Origin of the sequence: Peribacillus psychrosaccharolyticus ATCC 23296 (genome assembly GCF_000305495.1) — a bacterium.
In the GTDB taxonomy this organism is placed as follows: Bacteria; Bacillota; Bacilli; order Bacillales; family DSM-1321; genus Peribacillus; species Peribacillus psychrosaccharolyticus.
In genome coordinates this window covers 12,201-30,675 of record NZ_AJTN02000261.1, presented here as the reverse complement: position 1 = coordinate 30,675, position 18,475 = coordinate 12,201, and the positions used below count along the sequence as shown (strand labels likewise).

The following is an 18,475-nucleotide window of genomic DNA, read 5'->3' as shown; positions in this document are numbered from 1 at the left end:
AATTCCACAAAACCCATTTCATAGCCTATATTAGTTAGGTAAGTAATAAGTTCAGTGGTTGGTTTTTTATTAGCAGGAAAATAAAACTTAACATGTTTTTGACCTTTTTTCAGATGATATTCCCTTAAGTAATTTTCAGCTTCTTTAAATTCAGGTAAATACGGTAGATTTGTAAACTCAATAAAATTACTATCATACCTAGTCAACATCTCAGGGTAATGAAAGTGTCTATATTGGTCATTTTCAACCACTACTTTTCCAAGCGTATAAATATCTTCAAATGTTATTTGTTTCATTAATAATTCTCCTATTTTATAGTCATTCCCTCTATTTTACCATTATTAACAAACAAACCCCTTTAGTTGGACAAAGTTTCAAAGGAAAATATGAATACTTTATACAAATCTAGTTCACATAATTCAACTTATCGGTTTAACACAAAGAGGAAACAACAAACACCTTCAAAACCTTTAGTTTCTTTCACTAAGACTCGAAGTTCATTCTTACTAAACGTTAACAAAGAGAAAAGGACCGCTTTTTGGTCCTTTAAGGTGTCTCCTTATTCAACTAGCGCATCGATTAGTTCATGAAAACAAATTCCAGAAGCATATCCATCTTTAACATCAACATAAAATTTATCTATTTTCATACTTGTGAATAATGCATTTCCACCAGCTAATCTACGATAACCTGTGGACTTTCCAGTACGAGCATTTACGAGACGAACACTTACCTTACTAATTTCTTATTTTCAGAAAAAGTCTTTAAATAGATAGGGAGAACTAGTCCTATCTCTAAGTCACTACTATTCCTCCTACCTGAACTATGATGGTTCATCAAAGTAACAATAGTTGTAATCCATTTCATCAATACTCAATCCAAAGTAAGGGACATTTCTACTTCGGTCTTTCAATGGAAAAAATTTCACCGATTTTCGCATAATCAGCACCTGCTAAGCGACTTATAGCGTTTAAGCCTCTTGGATCAATTCGCCCATCTTGATATATTGCCTCGTCCATATGAAACCGTACTATTTCTCCAATGAATAAATCACTACTCTTTTCTTCTCCTCCTAGAGGAATTGCTTGTACTAGTTTGCATTCCATTCGAACTTTTGCTTCTTTTACACCCGGTACAGAGACATTTTCACTTGGTATGAGTGTTAGATTCGCCAATTCGATTTCACTTTCTGATGCAGGTAATGAAGCTGCGGTTTCATTGATTTTCGCTACATTCTCATCATCCACAATATGCACAACAAATTGTTGGTTATCATAAATATTACGGGCAGTATCTTTTTTACGGTCACCCAGTCTTTGGATAGCAAGTGACACCATCGGCGGATTAGATGAAACAATATTGAAATAGCTAAAAGGTGCCCCATTCACAATTCCATCCTCGGATTGTGTGGTAACGAAAGCAATTGGTCTCGGAATGATAGAACCAATTAACAGTTTATAATTATCTCGTTCACTATTTTGTTTTGGATCAATTGAAATCAATATAGTCAGCCCCTTTATTAGTTGATTGGACGCACTTGAATTGGAATAAGTGAATTAACTAATTGTTCACGGTGTTGTTCGTATTGTACAGGTAACTTTAACTGAGTACCCATTGTTTCCGGTGTTTCATCATGTGCAAATCCTGGCGGGTCTGTTGCAATTTCAAATAAAATCTCCCCTGACTCACGGAAGTACAATGCATTAAAGTAGTTACGGTCTTTCAGCTCTGTTACATGTTGGCCAAGATTCATCGCATGTTGTTGCCATTCCAAATGATCCACATCATCCTTTGCACGCCATGCAATATGGTGAACGGTACCAACCCCCATTGAACCTCTAACGCCAGTGACCATTTTTAAATCGATAATATTACCTATATCCGCTGAAGCTTTAAAGCGTGTATAATCACCCTCGGTTCCAACCTCTTCAAGCCCCAATACCTCCGTTAGTGTTTTAGCGGTTTCCTCTGGTTTGCTTGAGTAAAGTATTGCACCACCAAAGCCTTTAATCGCGACTTCTGGTGTTACTCCGCCAAATGTCCAGTTGTTTTGTTCACCCTCTGCACGTTCAACAAGTTCCAAATGTAAGCCATGTGGGTCATCAAATTGAATGACTTGTTCCCCAAAACGCTCTGCTTTTTTGAATGGAATCGCAAATGTTGCAAGACGATTGACCCAAAAACTTAATGATCCTGTTGGGACTACATACGTAGTAATTCCGACTTGACCATCCCCGATTTGTCCTTGATAAGCATTTGCCCAAGGAAAAAAGGTAATAATTGTACCTGGTTTCCCTCCACCATCTCCAAAGTATAGATGATATGTGCCCGGATCATCGAAGTTCACTGTTTGTTTAACTAAACGTAAACCTAATACCCCTGCATAAAAATCAACATTTTCCTGTGGATGGCCAACGATTGCTGTAATATGGTGAATCCCCGCAGTATGTTTTTTCATCATTATTTCCTCCTCTATTAGATAAATTCCACAAATTCATCGACCGGCTTACGGTAACCAATTATCCGCCGCCAACTTTCTAAACCTTTGCCTATGGTAACCATTAATGCTTCTTCGTTCCCTTACTCAATCGGTTCTAATTTCGCCTCAATTTCCAAACGTCTGTCTTCTAAAAATGGTGGTAAGTCTAGCTCTTTACCCAAGGATTCAATGGTAGAATCTATTGTAAAACCTGGTCCGTCTGTCGCTAACTCAAATAGAATACCGTTTTCTTCTCTAAAATATAAACTCTCAAAATAGTAACGGTCTGTTATTTTCATCACTTCGAATCCAAAGTCTTGAATACGCCGGTGCCACTCTCTTAGCTCCTCGCCATCTTTTACACGGATAGCTATATGGTGTACACTGCCTTTTCCAGGTTTTTCTTTTTGACCATTTTGCTCCACAATAACAATTTCACCAAATGACTGTCCTTGTACCGATTGGTAGACAGCTTCGTTCGCTTTATGCGAAGCAAGTTCATAGCCAAACAATTTTTCTAATGTATTCGCTAAGCTATCAAGTGATTGCACAGTTATTTCTACAGCACCCATTCCAAGAATACGATGCTCTGCTATAATCATCGAATCATCCCAAGGCTGCCAATTCGCTGGTACTTCCTCACCATTATTATTAAGGAGGACAAGTCGTAATCCCTCGTAATCTTCAAAGTGGAGTGCTTCACGTCCTGCGTACATGGTTAGCTCCCCATGTTGTACATCAAGTAATTCAAATCTTCTCTTCCAATATTGTAAACTCTCATAAGACGGAACTAGTAAGCCAATTCGCGTAATGGCATTAGTTCCTCGTTTCGTTCTTCCTACCATTGGAATCTCAAAGAAGGATAGTTCTGTTCCCGCACTGCCCGTTAAATCCCCATAGAACAGATGATACATACTCGGATCATCTTGATTAACCGTTTTTTTCACTCGTCGAAGCCCAAGCACTTTTTGATAAAACTGATTGTTTTGTTGGCCATTTTTCGTAATCATAGAAATATGATGATGTCCTGCTATCTTGTTCATCTTGTTCCCTCCCGTTCGACTATAAATTCTCAGCGAAACCTTCAATCTAGTTGATAGCATTTTGCTCAGAATTTATTAAAATTAATCACAAAATGTACATGTGCTAAAGCAATTCACTTAAAATTCCACGTAAATGCTCTGTTGCGCGAGCTCCGCTTACAGCCCCAAATGATATGATACCCTCTAATATTTATTTAACTAAATATCTTTAATTAAAGTATCTTTAACTCAAGATAAATTTAACATGAATTTATATTAGTTGTCAACCCTATAGTTAATATGTGGTAACAGAAAAAATACTTGAATATATTGGATAAAAAAATTTCATATATTTTTTTACTTGGGAATCAATCAGCTTATTACGTTAGTTTAGGAACGCATCTGGATCAAACTAAACTATACTTAGGGATGTATGGCTATATGAAAGTGACAGATTTTAACCAAGGACCCATGATTCAAAGGAATAATCACATAAAAAACCACTTCCCAACGTTTAGGAAGTGGTTTTTTCTACTGATATATATTTTTCACATGAACGGCCTTAGTTGCTAAGAACATTATTCATTTCATTTTAAATCTCTTACTCCGGTTTCCAATATCTCCATTTGCAGCAGGGTCTGTTCGTCTGTAATGGTTTTAGCTTTCCCATTCACGATGGCTTCATATAAATCATCGTATACTCGTCCGTAGTCTCCATTTACCGATTTCACTTTCTCTTCGTGTATGTTTCCTTCTTCATCAATATATGTCAGTACACCATACTGTTTAATTGTATCGATTCCAAAGTCTTTGTTATCAGGCATGTAGAATAACTTTAAATGTTCTTCCTGGCGGTCTTTAGTTTCTTTCACAAAGCATCCTTTTTTGCCATGAACGACGAAGCTTGGTCTTTCTTTGAGTCTGAAATAACTAGATTTCACAGAAACTTTTAGTGTGCCATAATATAAGTCCAAATCGAAGTAATCATTCATTCTTCCTTGTCCTAGTAATTGTCTTACATCGTAATGAATATGTTCCGGCTTTCCGAAATAGCTGATAACCTGATCCAGTGTATGACAGCCATGTCCGTATAAAAAGGACAAAGCAGGATCGTAGGAATGAACGGACTCTGGTACTTCTGAACGATAATAGTCATAATGCATTTCCACTTCCAGCAAGTCCCCTAATTTCCCTTCTTCAATAACCTTCTGAACAGTTAAAAAATCACTGTCAAAGCGTCGGTTTTGATACGCCTGAACGATTAGTCCTTTCTCTCTTGCCAGTGCAAATATTTCTTTCGCCTCCTTGGACGTTTCCATAAAAGGCTTTTCAACCAAGCAGTGTTTATTGTGTTCTAATACATATTTTGCGTATTCAAGATGACTGTCATGTTTAGTACAAACCACAATCATCTGAATATCCTTGTCAGTTAATAGTTCATCTAAAACAGAAGTATAATGGACGCCTTCAATCCGGTCCCAGTCTTCATGATCAGGATTTCTTTGATAGATGGTTTTAACCTTTATATTCTCTCTTTGCAAGACGAAAGGAAGATGATATCTGTTCGTGCTTTTTCCATTTCCTATGTAACCAATAGTAAGCATAGCTGCCTCCTAAAATATATTTGTCTATTTTATATCTTCTGTTTTATACTATTATTTCTTGTTTTGAACTTCAAGGGTACAATGTATATGAAAAGCACCTCCATGATCCGCTCATGCTAGGAGGTGCTTTATATTTATTCGAGAATTACTATTTACATCAAGTGTACTAAGTGGAATACAATACCTACTACGAACAACCCAAGAATCATAACGATAGGAGATACTTTCTTCTTAAGCAGCCACATGCAGAAAAGTGTTAATAGTAATCCAGCTAAACCAGGAATTAAACTATCCAAGTTACTTTGTAAAGTAGTTACTTTCTCAGCGGTCAATGAAAGCCCGGAAGCTTGTTGTTCCAGCGCAGATTTAATCCCTTCCGCACCTGCCGGAAGTTTATCCCACTCGATAAAAGCGCCGTCATCAAGTTGAACTTTAGAAACGGTTGGAGCAAAACTTACAGATACCCAACGGTTAACTAATGAACCTAGGATAAACATACCGAGTATGGATGCTCCTTTGGTAATATCTTGAAGCAGCCCCCCAGATAAATCTTCCGTGATCTTAGATCCAGCTTTGTAACCAAATTCCTGCGTATACCATGTGAATCCCATCCGAAGCAGATTCCATAAAACAAAGTAAAGAATAGGACCTAGGATATTACCAGTCATCGCAAGGGAAGCTGCTAACGCACCAAGAATCGGCTTAATTGTAAACCAGAAAACTGGATCCCCGATACCTGCTAAAGGCCCCATCATTCCGACTTTAACCCCTTGAATCGCTACGTCATCAACAGGGGCGCCATTTGCTCGTTCTTCTTCAAGCGCTAACGTTACACCCAATATAGGTGAAGCTACGTATGGATGCGTATTAAAGAACTCTAAGTGGCGTTTTAGTGCAGCCGAACGTTCTTCTTTTGTTTTATATAATTTTTTGATGGCTGGAATCATTGCATATGCCCAACCGCCGTTTTGCATCCGTTCATAGTTCCAAGAACCTTGAATGAAAGTTGAACGCCACCAAACAGAAATACGATCTTTTTTTGATAATCTTAATTCTTGTTCCATTTTTCCGTCCTCCTTCATCTTCTTAGTAACTATCTATAATGTCGCCTATCGGATCACCTGTATTACCGTTACCGCCATTACCTCCACCTGAACCGCCTTGTTTAGAAAGAGCTAAATAGATAAGTGCAATAGCCACACCGATTGCACCTAAACCGATTAGTGTGATTTGTGAAACAGTCGCTAATACGAACCCAATGGCAAAGAACGGCCATACTTCTTTTGTTGCCATCATATTAATAACCATGGCATAACCAACGGCTACAACCATTCCGCCACCGATTGCTAAACCGTCTGTCAACCACATTGGCATAGATTCAAGCAAGTTTCTAACCGGACCAGCACCAATAGCTACAATTAAGATAGCTGGGATTGCAATTCGCAGCCCTTGTAAACAAATCGCCATAATGTGCCAAAATTCAACTTTTCTAATGTTTCCATCCTGAGCTGCAGCATCCATAAAGTGAACAAATGCTGTCGCAATCGTACGGCAGATGATAGTTAATAATAACCCTGCAACTGCAAGTGGAACAGCAATCGCGATTGCAGAAGATATGCCATCTTGACCTTGTCCGCTTAAAACTAAAATAATGGCAGATGCAACAGATGCCAACGCAGCATCTGGTGCTACGGCGGCTCCAATATTCGCCCAGCCTAAAGCGATCATTTGAAGCGTACCGCCTAAGATAAGACAAGGTACAACTTGGCCTGTAGCTAAGCCGATTAACGTACATGCAATGATTGGTTGATGGAAGTGGAATTCATCCAGAATACCTTCTACACCAGCCAAAAATGCTACGATAACGACTAATATGATTTGAATAATCGTCAAATCCATGATGATTTATCCTCCCTTTTTTTCATGATAATCATGATTGTTTTTGTTTGTTTAACTCCTCTTGCGCCTTCTTAATAATTTCAGCCATATTGCCTTTTGAATCGTTCGGAACTTTACGAACATCGAATGTCAAACCAAGCTCTTTTAGTCTTGCAAACGTATCAATATCATCTTGACTGAACGCCAATACCTTATTCGGTTGTACTTTACCAAGCGAGTGTGCCATAGAACCGACATTGATCGTCTCCAATGGAACGCCGCCTTCAACCGCTCTTAGCGCATCTTGCGGGTTTTCGAAAAGCAGTAATGCGCGCTGGCTGCCGAAGTGTTGATCATCTTTTGCAAGTTCAATCATTTTTTGGACCGGAACAACGTGTGCCCTTACACCTGGTGGAGCAGCTTGTTGAATCAATTTCTTACGAAGCTCATCCTTAGCTACTGTATCAGATACAACGATAATACGAGTCGGCTGCGTCGATTTTGTCCAAGCTGTCGCTACTTGTCCATGAAGCAAACGAGAGTCGATGCGTGCTAACACATATTCAAATTTACCAGGGACACCTGCAGTTGATGGTTGATCTGCAGATGTAACTGATGCTGCTGGTTCTAACTCTTCAGGTTTTACTTTAACTCCTTCTTTAGCTGTTCCTAAAATTTGCGCGGCAATTTCATGCGCTGTGTTCATAGAAAAACGCGATGCAAATGCTTCAATTAACATGGGCAAGTTCATTCCGGCAACAATTGCCCAATTGTCTTGATGTTCTTCAAACAAGCTATTGGCTTGGTTGAAAGGAGTACCACCCCAAAGATCGACTAAGAATAATACTTCGTCTTGGTTGTCGAAAGAGGAGATTGCTTCATTCATTTTTGCCTTTACATCATCAGGTCCTTCGCTCGGCATCAATGTAACAGCTTTTACATTTTCTTGTACTCCAAAGATCATCTCCCCGGATTGCAAGATACCATTAGCAAATTCGCCGTGACTAGCAATGATAATCCCTACCATCTTTTTACCTCCTATTATTATAGTAATAATCAAAAAACTGTGAAACGGGTCCAATTATTTCTTAGTGAACCCCATCGATTCGTAAGCGTTTCCACAAGCGCCCAAAAAGGCATGAATAAAAAGTTGATTACATGAAGATATAGGTATAGAATGCACCCTTTTTCTTCATCTATCAATACTCTTCACTCATGCCTGATCGAATCAGTAACACGTAAAAAATAATGGAGATGGATATATAGTATCATATTGCAAACGCTTTAATCATCTTTCATAGAGATTATATCACATAAAATAAACCATTTTCAAGCAGGAATTTACTTTTTTATGTGCCTCTTCACTCATAATCAGGACTATTCTATCAATTGCATATTATAGACTGTAAATGCTTGTAAACTCCCTTTAGCCAACGACTTTCGATGATCTATTTTCAGTTAAATAACATAGAAACTGCGTACAAACTATGTGTAAAGTGAAACGAAATGACAATAAAAGTTCACAAATTTGGTTTGCTCTCAACAAAAAAAGACAAGTTTCCAACTTGTCTTTATTGTGCGTATTCACTTTTTAAACGTACTCTTTATACCGCGTTTAATAACATCTAAAAAACTTAATGATTGAACCATACGATTCGGCTCAACATATTCACGAACTGCCCGCAAAACCTTTTTCGAGTCTTTCGAAGAAAATGTATATGTCCCGTTTCGCTTCGTTTGAATAGCATAACGCGGTATCCATTTCCCTTTGAACATGATAGAAGCAATGACAATATCAACTTCTTCCCAGGAAATTTGGATAAATTTACGAGCATCACGATTATTAAAAAATTCAAACCCTTTGTTTCCAATCATGATTTTTCCGTAATCAGGAAGTCCCATATGTGAGGTTGCATCAATAACTAAATCTACTTTTGTATTAATTGATTGAACCATGTATGTTCTCCATTTCTCTCTTTTATTAATCATCATTATACGCATTTTTCACTTTAAGCAAAACTCGTACAAGTTAAAGAATCTCGGTTAAATTCTAATAAAATAGAGATGATAAAAATTAAAGAATCTTCTAAAGCAAAACTAAACACCAAAGGAAGATGTTTACTACTAACTAAATTATATTAAAAAAGCGCCGGTATCACAATGAATAAATCAGGGGTATGTGGTCTTAACGGTGAACAAATGATGAAGAATGTGTTTCCTCATGAAAAAAGAAGCTTCTCCCAAGTTCAATGAACTTATGAGAAGCGTCCTTTAATTTACCATGTTATACTCCTAAACACCTATTATGAAAACCTAATCCGTTGCAAACATTGCGGAGACACAATCGAATCAAAAACCACACATGACTTTCAGTTCTGTAATTGTGGGGCAGTCGGTATTGATGGAGGTTTAGACTATCCAAAACGTATTTTTGGTTCGGATCCAGCAGAAGAACATTACGAGAATTGTCTGAATACGAATAACAAGAATGAATGTATTTGAAACATGTTCATTTTTATTTGACGTTAAACTCTATCCCTCTTATTTAAATAGTTACTTTATTACAAAAGAATAAAAACAAAATTATACCTATGTTACTATCTAAAGTACCCTTTACTTTAAATATATTTATTTACCGTAACGAATGGTATCATTCAACTTTTTACGATATTTTTCCTTCCAAGTTAGCTCATCCCTCATTAAATCGTCACAGAATGCAGCCACATCTTCACCCGTAAGATCAGTGACTCTCTTGCCTTCCGCTGCTCCTTCTTCAAAGAGATCGAGAATGCCGCATAAGATACGACTGCTGTCCTTCCAATCAGTGGGACCACCACCAGCAGTCCACATATACTTTTGGATAGCTTTGTAAGCGCTGCTGTACTCACGTGGAAGCGCCTTCGCACGTGCCTCCAACTCCCTCCATTCTTTTTTTTCATCAAAACTTCCAACAATTTTTTCAAAAGATTTTTTAAAAAAACTCATTTTACTTACCTCCTTTTATTTTAAGTTCGTTAATTTTGCTTGAGACGAATTCCCACTTTGCCCAAAAAATTTCAAGTTGTTCTTGTCCTGATGCGTTGAGCGTATAAAATTTTCTAGGTGGTCCCATAGTAGATGGCTTTTTTTCTATGTTCACAAGATTATTTTTTTCAAGCCGCATAGTTATTGTATATACAGTGCCTTCAACTACATCAGCGAAACCAAGCTGTCGAAGATTTTGCGTAATTTCATATCCGTAAGTTTCACCACGACTTATAATTTCAAGTACACAACCCTCTAACACACCTTTTAGCATTTCTGTGATATTTTCCAAAAAATCCACTCCAATTGTATTTCACTATATATCAGCGTTCCTCGTGTTAGGTACACACTAGTAAGTGATACTAATTACTAGTACATAGTAACACAAAATAGTTGTTTGTAAAGAGATATTTTAAAGCTACTGCTCCGTTAATGAAATTAGATACCTATCTACATCACTTACATTTCTATCTTGGAAAAGTGATATATACGTTAAAAATAAATGAAGCCCAAGGTCAAGTCATTAAATGGCCGGGCATGAATGTTGAATTAACACCTCATTCATTACGAAACACACATACCTCACTTCTTACTAAAGCTGTTTTCTCACTCGAACAATCATGGACCGTCTGGGTCATACTGACGATCAAATCACGAACAATGTATATCTCCACGTCCCCCAAGAAATGAAAAAAAGACTTCCCACAAGTTCAATGAACTCATGAGAAGCCTCCGTTAATTTACCTCTATGTTAGCATTCCACTCTCATCTAACTACAAAACCCAATCATATCAAGGATTCGAGGTGATGATTACATGATTCCGCCCATTTTTTTGGTGCTGTAACATCTTGCACCATGATTGCGTAAAGTGCGTTAAATCAACGTTTTCCTAGTTTTCACCTGTAACATCTTGCACGTTGAATTACGTTTTTTACTTCAATTCGTGAGCAAACTGTGAGCATTTTGTTAGCAAATAATAAGCAATATGATTAGGTTGTAAAACTTATTTTGAAGTTAAAGCAGTGTTAATACTTTAATAATTGCTGTACTGGTTACACTCTCCGACTGTGTGGACTGTAATTGACAACACAATTGATGTTGGTGGGTTTATCAATATTCTTAAGACCTTTTTCTCTCATAAAACACTTGTTAAACTAAACACCCGTTACCCATCCATAAAGCTTTGCTCCACCACCGAGAATGTAAAAAATTACTTTCTTACATGGTAGTTCAATACAGGTATGTTAACTACATCTACTTCTGGTTTAAATTATATGATACAGTTCACCACATCTAATCTAAGTAAGGTTCTTTATTTATGATACAGTGCTTGTAGATAAATATAAAAACCGGCACTATTTAAGAAAATAGATGCAACGATGTTTTTTAAAACTCCCAAAAAATAAGCAGCACTGAACAGGCAATGCTTATGAAACAAGAAACTTCAGGACATGCCTGGCACTTATCTCACTTCCAACACTTCCCGGACTTCTTCATCCCGAACTAACTCTTTAATTCGGCGATCAATACGCTCTATCTCATTTACAGGATTCCTCCACCAATTTCTGCTCCAGATTCGTTCGATTTTCCAGCCTCTTGATTCCAAATATCTTTGGCGATAAACATCTCGTTCTCTTGCGCTTGGGGAACTGTGATACATCGCCCCGTCACATTCTACTCCAAGGATGTATCTGGAACGATCGTTTGGATGGACGACTGCCATGTCGATTCGATAGCCGGACATTCCTACTTGTGTGGTGATTTCATATCCTATATTACGAAGTTGTTGGTACACTTGCTCTTCAAATGGGGAATCGAAGTGAAGAGTTTGTTGGACAACGTGTGTGTTTACTGCTTCGTTAATCTCTTTGATCACTGCATGGATATCTTCTAACTTTCCACCAAAAACGGCCCTTGCATATTTCAAGTAAGACTTTAATAGCTTCGGCCCGCGCTCGGACGTGTTGGCTATATTTAGGTCTTCTGGTTCGATACTAGAAACCACGATGATTCCTTCTTTTGCACGGGTAACAGCTACGTTTAATCGATTTTCTCCGCCTCTTTGGTTAAGCGAACCGAAACGGTTGTACACTTTGCCTTCTTCATTTTTTGCATAGCCAATGGAGAAAATAATAATATCTCGCTCGTCTCCTTGTACGTTTTCAATGTTTTTGACAAATAGCCGTTCATCTAGATCACGTGCCATTAGTTCATTATAAAGGGTTCTAAATTCTTCATCTTCTGCTGCTATAGCTTCAATCACATCTTGTACTTTAGACTGTTGTTTCGCATTAAAAGTGATGATCCCGACCGTCTTACCAGGTTGTTGTTGCAGCGTACACTTTAACTGCGTGACGATTTCCAGTGCTTCCACTTCGTTCGACTGGTTAAGCCATCTACCCTCTACACGTTTCCACACTATGCCAGGAGGCTCTCTAAATGGCGTAACGTTTGGAGCAATTTGGACATAGCCGTTATAGAAGGCATGGTTAGAAAAATTAATGAGCTCTTCATACTTAGAACGATAATGCCAATGCAAAATCTTCGCCGGAAAACGTCGTTTCGCTAAGTTGAGTAAGCTAATTGACTCATCGGTATCAAACTTCGCTTCTTCCTCGTCTTCTTCATCCGCGTATCCCGCTCGGAACAAATTGGATGGTTGGAGCTGCTTTTCATCCCCCGCTACGATAATTTGTTTACCACGATATACAGACGGCATACCGCTTTCTACTGTTAACTGGGAAGCTTCATCAAATATAACGATGTCAAACAGTCCCTCTGTTAATGGGAAAATAGACGACACCATTTCTGGTGAAGCTAGCCACACTGGTAAAATATCCACTAGTCCTTTGTCTGCAAAGTCGTTTACTAGTTTACGAAGTGGCCAGATCATTCTCTTTTTACCTGTTTGATGTTTCAGCTCTTTCGTCGACTTCCCTTGTACTTGTTGAACGGACTTTATCTTGTTCTTCAGTTCGTGGACCAAATACTCTGCCGCTACTTTTCGCTTTTCTTCCAAAAGATTAGCGAACGATTCGCGTATTCTACCAAACTCGTTTGTGGATATCTTCTGCACATCTGGATACTTTGCTTCAAGCTGATCAATCCAGTGTATATATGCTGAATTTTTAAAGGTGTCTACCCAAAATTCTGACAGTGATTGTTCTGTGTTATGCTCTTTTTCCTGCAGGGCAGTAATAACACTCGTTGTATCGTCACTTGCCTGTCGCCAAAATTTATCCATTAATTTAAGGTCATCAAAGTCACGATGGAAATACTCTAATAACAAGTCTAACTCTTTTAACGGAATATCCCCTTCTGCCACGCGATCTTGTAATTTTTTCACTTGTTCCTCTTGCATCAAAGTAGACAGTGCCTTCATGTCATCTGCCATGGCTTTCGTTACTTCTCCTAGGTCGTGCATAATCTTTAACGACTGTTTTACTTTCATCCACTCTGTAGAACTTGTTCCTTTGAACTTCTCTCCGTTTGTAATCTCTTCAATAATGGATTTTCCTGTAATCGTCGTCCACCAGAAAATGCGCAAACCTTGAAGCGTACGTTTTTGGCTATCATCTAGATCTGGATAGATTTTTTCTAATCGATGTTGTACTTCCCATGTATAAGCAGGTGTTATCTTTTCAATATCCAGCTCTTCGATATAGTCTGTTGCTTTTTTCGCTTTCTGTATTAGTGTCTCTAACGTTTCAATCGCTTCTAACTTCGCTTTCATGTCAAATTCAGCAAAGCTCTTTCGGTGACGTAACGGATACGACTCTTGACCAAACTGCTCGTACCACTCTCCATACGAATATACTGCTTCCGCCATATCTCGTAAAGACTCTCTCGTCAATCGGTCGATCACATTGTTTAAAGAGATAATCTTGTTTGAATCAGTTATCGGTTTAGATGCACCGTAAAGCTCGTATAATTTATACCCATATGGCTGAGTTTCATAGAGCGCTTTGGCAATCATGTTTAGTAACTGTTCTTGATTATCTAACCGAGAAGTCACGATAATCAGCTTTTCAACCGCTTCCGCAAACCGCACTTCGTTATGTTCTAAAACTGTTGAAATCTTTTGGTAAAGTGCTTTTCGGTCCACTTTCTCATCATGCACAAGGGCAACATGATCACTAAGCCCCAAACTATACATCCGTTGATACACAACATCTAGCGCGGCACGTTTCTGACAGACAACAAGTATCTTTTTCTTTCGATGGAGTGCATCCGTTATGAGATTTACAATGACTTGCGATTTCCCTGTACCCGGGGGTCCATGTACGACTAATCCCTTTTGATGACGAGCCTCTCGCAAAATTTCTTCTTGAGAACCGTCTGTTTGTAATAGATTCAGAATATCTTCTTTTTCACTGGTCTGCTCGTCTTTCTCGACACCACTAGGTAACACACCTGCCTCAATTGATTGATCATCTTCAGAATTAATCATCTCTCCAACTAACGAAAGAGAGCTGGTTTCTGATAGGTTAATCAACTCGTCATAATCACGAACAATAGAAGAACCACCTTGTGGAAAATCACCAATAACCGCATTTTCAAGCAATGTCATTTTGGCAACCTCTGGAATATCACTTACCTTATATTCCTTTAATCGACTGAGACCAGTTTCAGTAAATTGAACCTTCAGCTGGTGCTTCTCCAAAAAGGCCTTAATTTTCGTAAAGTCCATGGAACTTGCAGCTGAAACAGCCTCTTCAAAAATCTCCTCTGAGTAGCCGATCTTATTTAATTTCTTCATCGCCAAAAAGAGCGTCCGATTTAACTGTGGTCCACCTTCCTCCACTTGTAATACCCATTTTTGCATCGCAATATTATCTTTTTCCAACCGAATTGGGTACAAGAAAAGAGGGGCTTGAACAAAGGTTCCATCGAGGAGAACACCAGATAGAAAAGGATAACCTAAGTATAGATCATGTACTCCTGTTTCATCTTCCATTGCTTTAATTTGACGATAGAGATCAGTTAGTTTTTTTGATAAATTCATTGATTTCTCATTATCAAGGGATGGATATAATAACGTAACCTTTCCTTTCATTTTCTGCTCTACTATCTTCTTTATAATCGACTGTGCGTCTTCTTTTCCTTCTATTGAATCTATATTTGCAAGGTCAAAGCTCCATTTCTGATATATTTTCAATAGACGAATGGAACGATTTTGTTTGTTGATGTTGTTTAGCTTATCACGCATATGTATTAGATGAGCTTTCATTTGTATCACTTCTTTCATTAAAGCGGTTTTGTAGTAATATTTAGTTAAGGTAAATTATACTTTAAATTATGAGTAAATGGTAACAGGATTTGGATAGGAATATCTTCATACTATTTTTTATTTCACTTACTGTAGTGATATGTAGCGAGTACAATTGTAGAAACTCACCCCGTTAGCCATCCATGAATCGTACAGATCAGCGATTCACCACAGAGAATGAAAATGGTTAGGAAGTGTCAATACTGATACTGACCTTAATCCAGTCAACCCAATCCATAGGCTTTTAATTTAACGCTCTCCTCTTTTTTTTGACGATTGAGGAGGGTCTTTTTATATACGCACGATACAGATAATTTTTAAAAAAAGACTGCACAGAGGTTTCAACGTTCTATTGAATTATGATTTGGTGGTGGTCAAAAGTAATTTTAATTATAAAAAAAGCCCCCAACCAATATGGTTGAGAGCCTTTGAAGCCTTGATAATTAACACTTAGAGAACTGAGGGCACCTTTAAGACCGTATTTTTACGTTCTTTAATTTGTATTTATAATATGAGGAAACATAAATTAAAACAATACCTATTAGAGCCAATCTATTGGGTTCTAATAGGTAAATTTTAAATATCAAAATGTACAACTATATATGTTACGTGGTCAAAAAGTGGTCAAAACTAATTTAGAAAACAGGATGTTTTTTTATCTATGGCTAATGTATGCAAATCAATTCCACTCTAAATTTTAGTTATTAAAGTATCCACTAAAGTTTTTTATTTGGCTATCCATATTATCACTAACATTCTTAGAATTAAATGATTTATCATAGTTAGCATAAAGTGGAGTTAACATTAGGTTTTCTAACCTTCTTTTACTTGTTTTACGTCCAAACGAAAACCTCCAGTTGTGAAGGAGATTGAATACTGCCGTATAATACAATATTTCCTCAATCAACATTTCCTCTTTTGGCTTTAAAATTGTACACGAATCTCCACCATTTCCTTTTGGTAAGAATGATTTTAAGTGTAATGTAGCAAATCCCAATCCTGATATACATATAGCAGGTCCCTCAAAGACTCTGTCTTCTTCAAAAGGTTCCACATATTTAACTATTCCATTATTTATTTCCGTATTTGTAACAAAAGGAATTGGACCTAGATCATAATCATCTACTCCTCTTGACTTAGCAACTGTTATGTTAAAAAATTCATGGATTTTCATAAGTAAATTAATTCTCCTCGCGTATCTTCTGGAAGATGATTTCTTTATAAATATTCTTCATTTCCTCGTTAATTTCTTCCACTCCCAAGGGAGTATTATCTAGATAGTTTTGAGGAATTAGTTCCAGGTAGTTGTCATCTTCTTTGATTGGCGACGCCTGTGCCATACCAAGAATCTCAGTTTCTAACTCCTTATTTTCAATGAATGAAATCAATTTTTCTTTGTAGTCATCCAATTGATTAGGAACACCTCCACATTCATTGCGGCATACTCATACGTCATTATTAGCTGAAGCCGGAGTAAGTCTACCACAGATTATGGAGCGCCTAGGTCATAAGGATGAGGATACAACAAAAAACGTTTACTTACATGTTACAAAAGAGATGAAAAAAGAGGCTTCCCAAAAGTTCAAAGAACTAATGGATAACCTCTAATTTAGACCCTTATTCGAGAAAATGTTACTCTTTTGTTACCCTATAAGGGCATCAAAGGATCTTAAACCCCTTGTTTCAAGGGATTCCGGGGACATGATTACATCATGCCGCCCATTCATTTTCGTATAAAATAGAAGAAAATGAAATATAAAATACCGCTATAAATCAACACTTTTCTAGATTTAATTAAAATAAATTGAAATAGTGTGTAATAAAGCCGAGGACAAACAGGAGAACATAAAAATCATATACTGTATTAGGATACCACACTGTATCTAGCCTTTAATTTTCTATAAAAGTCTACCCTTTATAAAGGTAGACTTTTTATTTATGTACACTTATGCAAATTTCGTTTTTTCATCTTGTATAACCGTTTCTAAAATTACCCATATAAGGGGTATAATACTCTTTTGCATGTGGATCATAACTATCGCTGGAATAACCTTTTTCAAAATAAACCTTAACATCCCAAAATAAAGGCAGAACCCCTTCATCAATTTCAATCCAAGGTGACAACCTTTCCTCCAAAATTTTTTTAAGATGACCTTTTAATTCGGATCGCTCAAAAGGGTTATTAGGCGCCGTTTTTTCATCCGCTATAAAATCAGCAAATGCATGATAATTTGTATGTTTATCATCGTAATAAATAGCCCTTAATTGAAGATCTATTCCCTTAACACCTGTTTCTTGTAGAAGTTCCTTATAAGTCTTTTCAACAATAAAATAAATTTTTTCAATATATGTAACCGTACTAAAATGGATACTTAACCTAGAAGATAAATAAAGAAATGCCCGCCTATAATTGGCAGCCCAAAATGATGGTGATTCAGTATTGTAAATTCTCCACCCTACATTTTTTGAGCTCTTCGGAAAAAATTGTTCAATTAATGAAAAATTACATGGTTTTAACAATCTATCCTCTAGTTTTACTTCATCCCAGTAATCAATCACAAACTCTAGTCCGGAAGACAGTTCCTTATATGCCTGAATTAATCCAGAAGAAAGCGCAGTGGTACAAACCATTAGATATCCAGTTGCATTTATTCTTTTACAATCCGTAACCAATGAATTTGCCTCTTCTTTGCCGATACTTTTACCTGAAAATGCTTTATGCTTACACTGAACTAACCAGGTCCGTTCAAATTTACTTAAAGGTCCTTGGACTTTTTCATTTACAATCAAATCCCTTCCGCCGTCCGCACCTTTTCCAGTCCAATGAACTTCATAACCTTCTCTTACAAAAATCTCCCTAACTAATCGTTCCAAGTCTGTTCCATCTTGTGATAGTTCTTTAAAATCCAACATTGCTTTTTCGCCCTCCCCTGCTTTTACCAATTATATTTTAAATAAGTCCAAACTTTAATTTTTTTGTCACCAATTATTGAAGATGAGTTTTTCCAATAATAGGTTAATTTTATCATTTAGCGTCTGATAAAATAGTTAAATAGTTACCTTCAGCCCTGGAAGACTCGCTACGAGCGAATGGCTAGTTCTTTCTCGATGGGAATCCCACCCGCTATATGATACGATCTAGGCTCGGCCGCACAAGCACCCGTTCGTACAATAAGAAAAGACTACCAAAATGACAGC

16 protein-coding genes and 1 pseudogene are annotated in these 18,475 nt (G+C 37.3%); 2 read left to right on the top strand and 15 right to left on the bottom strand.

Annotation, left to right across the window (positions count from 1 at the left end; all coding sequences use genetic code 11):
• The 9 genes from WYK_RS22360 to WYK_RS22320 all read right to left on the bottom strand — a co-directional run.
• The coding region (locus WYK_RS22360) for a DUF5613 domain-containing protein (protein ID WP_040376633.1) at nt 1–296 on the bottom strand (296 nt) is incomplete at its 3' end.
• A gap of 600 nt (nt 297–896) precedes the next feature.
• Nucleotides 897–1,502, bottom strand: coding sequence for a flavin reductase family protein (locus WYK_RS22355; protein WP_040376632.1), 606 nt, complete (start codon nt 1,500–1,502; stop codon nt 897–899).
• A gap of 17 nt (nt 1,503–1,519) precedes the next feature.
• On the bottom strand, nt 1,520–2,458 hold the full coding sequence (locus tag WYK_RS22350; RefSeq protein WP_040376631.1) for a ring-cleaving dioxygenase: 939 nt from the start codon (nt 2,456–2,458) through the stop codon (nt 1,520–1,522).
• A 122-nt stretch (nt 2,459–2,580) separates the two neighbouring features.
• Nucleotides 2,581–3,522, bottom strand: a complete 942-nt coding sequence (locus WYK_RS22345; RefSeq protein ID WP_040376630.1) for a ring-cleaving dioxygenase — start codon at nt 3,520–3,522, stop codon at nt 2,581–2,583.
• Nucleotides 3,523–4,088: 566 nt separating this feature from the next.
• Complete coding sequence (locus WYK_RS22340) at nt 4,089–5,105, bottom strand: oxidoreductase (RefSeq protein WP_040376629.1); 1,017 nt, start codon at nt 5,103–5,105, stop codon at nt 4,089–4,091.
• Nucleotides 5,106–5,257: 152 nt separating this feature from the next.
• Nucleotides 5,258–6,169, bottom strand: a complete 912-nt coding sequence (locus WYK_RS22335; RefSeq protein WP_040376628.1) for a PTS system mannose/fructose/sorbose family transporter subunit IID — start codon at nt 6,167–6,169, stop codon at nt 5,258–5,260.
• Between the two features lie 22 nt (nt 6,170–6,191).
• Nucleotides 6,192–6,998: a PTS mannose/fructose/sorbose transporter subunit IIC gene (locus WYK_RS22330; RefSeq protein ID WP_235782586.1), complete on the bottom strand. Its 807-nt coding sequence runs from the start codon at nt 6,996–6,998 to the stop codon at nt 6,192–6,194.
• Nucleotides 6,999–7,035: 37 nt separating this feature from the next.
• On the bottom strand, nt 7,036–8,010 hold the full coding sequence (locus WYK_RS22325; protein WP_040376626.1) for a mannose/fructose/sorbose PTS transporter subunit IIA: 975 nt from the start codon (nt 8,008–8,010) through the stop codon (nt 7,036–7,038).
• A gap of 557 nt (nt 8,011–8,567) precedes the next feature.
• Nucleotides 8,568–8,939 (bottom strand): DUF956 family protein, encoded by a 372-nt coding sequence (locus WYK_RS22320; protein ID WP_040376625.1) that lies wholly within the window; start codon nt 8,937–8,939, stop codon nt 8,568–8,570.
• Nucleotides 8,940–9,257: 318 nt separating this feature from the next.
• On the opposite strand from WYK_RS22320, the gene WYK_RS26460 reads away from it, so the two are divergent.
• Nucleotides 9,258–9,485 (top strand): DUF7695 domain-containing protein, encoded by a 228-nt coding sequence (locus tag WYK_RS26460; protein ID WP_459560980.1) that lies wholly within the window; start codon nt 9,258–9,260, stop codon nt 9,483–9,485.
• 126 nt (nt 9,486–9,611) lie between these two features.
• Here the strand turns inward: WYK_RS26460 and WYK_RS22315 are convergent, their stop codons facing one another.
• The 5 genes from WYK_RS22315 to WYK_RS22295 form a co-directional block, all read right to left on the bottom strand.
• Nucleotides 9,612–9,968 carry a DUF1048 domain-containing protein gene (locus WYK_RS22315; protein ID WP_040376624.1) on the bottom strand — a complete coding sequence of 119 codons (357 nt, stop codon included), beginning with the start codon at nt 9,966–9,968 and terminating at the stop codon, nt 9,612–9,614.
• A 1-nt stretch (nt 9,969) separates the two neighbouring features.
• A complete protein-coding gene (locus tag WYK_RS22310) occupies nt 9,970–10,299 on the bottom strand; it encodes a PadR family transcriptional regulator (RefSeq protein ID WP_040376623.1) in 330 nt (109 codons plus the stop codon).
• Nucleotides 10,300–11,470: 1,171 nt separating this feature from the next.
• The gene (locus WYK_RS22305) at nt 11,471–15,238 is read right to left on the bottom strand and encodes an AAA domain-containing protein (protein ID WP_040376622.1); all 3,768 of its coding nucleotides are present in this window, start codon (nt 15,236–15,238) and stop codon (nt 11,471–11,473) included.
• Nucleotides 15,239–15,974: 736 nt separating this feature from the next.
• Nucleotides 15,975–16,451, bottom strand: coding sequence for a hypothetical protein (locus WYK_RS22300; protein ID WP_040376621.1), 477 nt, complete (start codon nt 16,449–16,451; stop codon nt 15,975–15,977).
• 7 nt (nt 16,452–16,458) lie between these two features.
• Nucleotides 16,459–16,686, bottom strand: coding sequence for a hypothetical protein (locus tag WYK_RS22295; RefSeq protein ID WP_040376620.1), 228 nt, complete (start codon nt 16,684–16,686; stop codon nt 16,459–16,461).
• Nucleotides 16,687–16,702: 16 nt separating this feature from the next.
• On the opposite strand from WYK_RS22295, the pseudogene WYK_RS22290 reads away from it, so the two are divergent.
• Nucleotides 16,703–16,885 (top strand): annotated as a pseudogene (locus WYK_RS22290) (tyrosine-type recombinase/integrase); the annotation flags it as partial.
• 357 nt (nt 16,886–17,242) lie between these two features.
• Here the strand turns inward: WYK_RS22290 and WYK_RS22285 are convergent.
• Nucleotides 17,243–18,190: a restriction endonuclease gene (locus tag WYK_RS22285; protein WP_040376619.1), complete on the bottom strand. Its 948-nt coding sequence runs from the start codon at nt 18,188–18,190 to the stop codon at nt 17,243–17,245.
• Nucleotides 18,191–18,475: the final 285 nt, after the last annotated feature.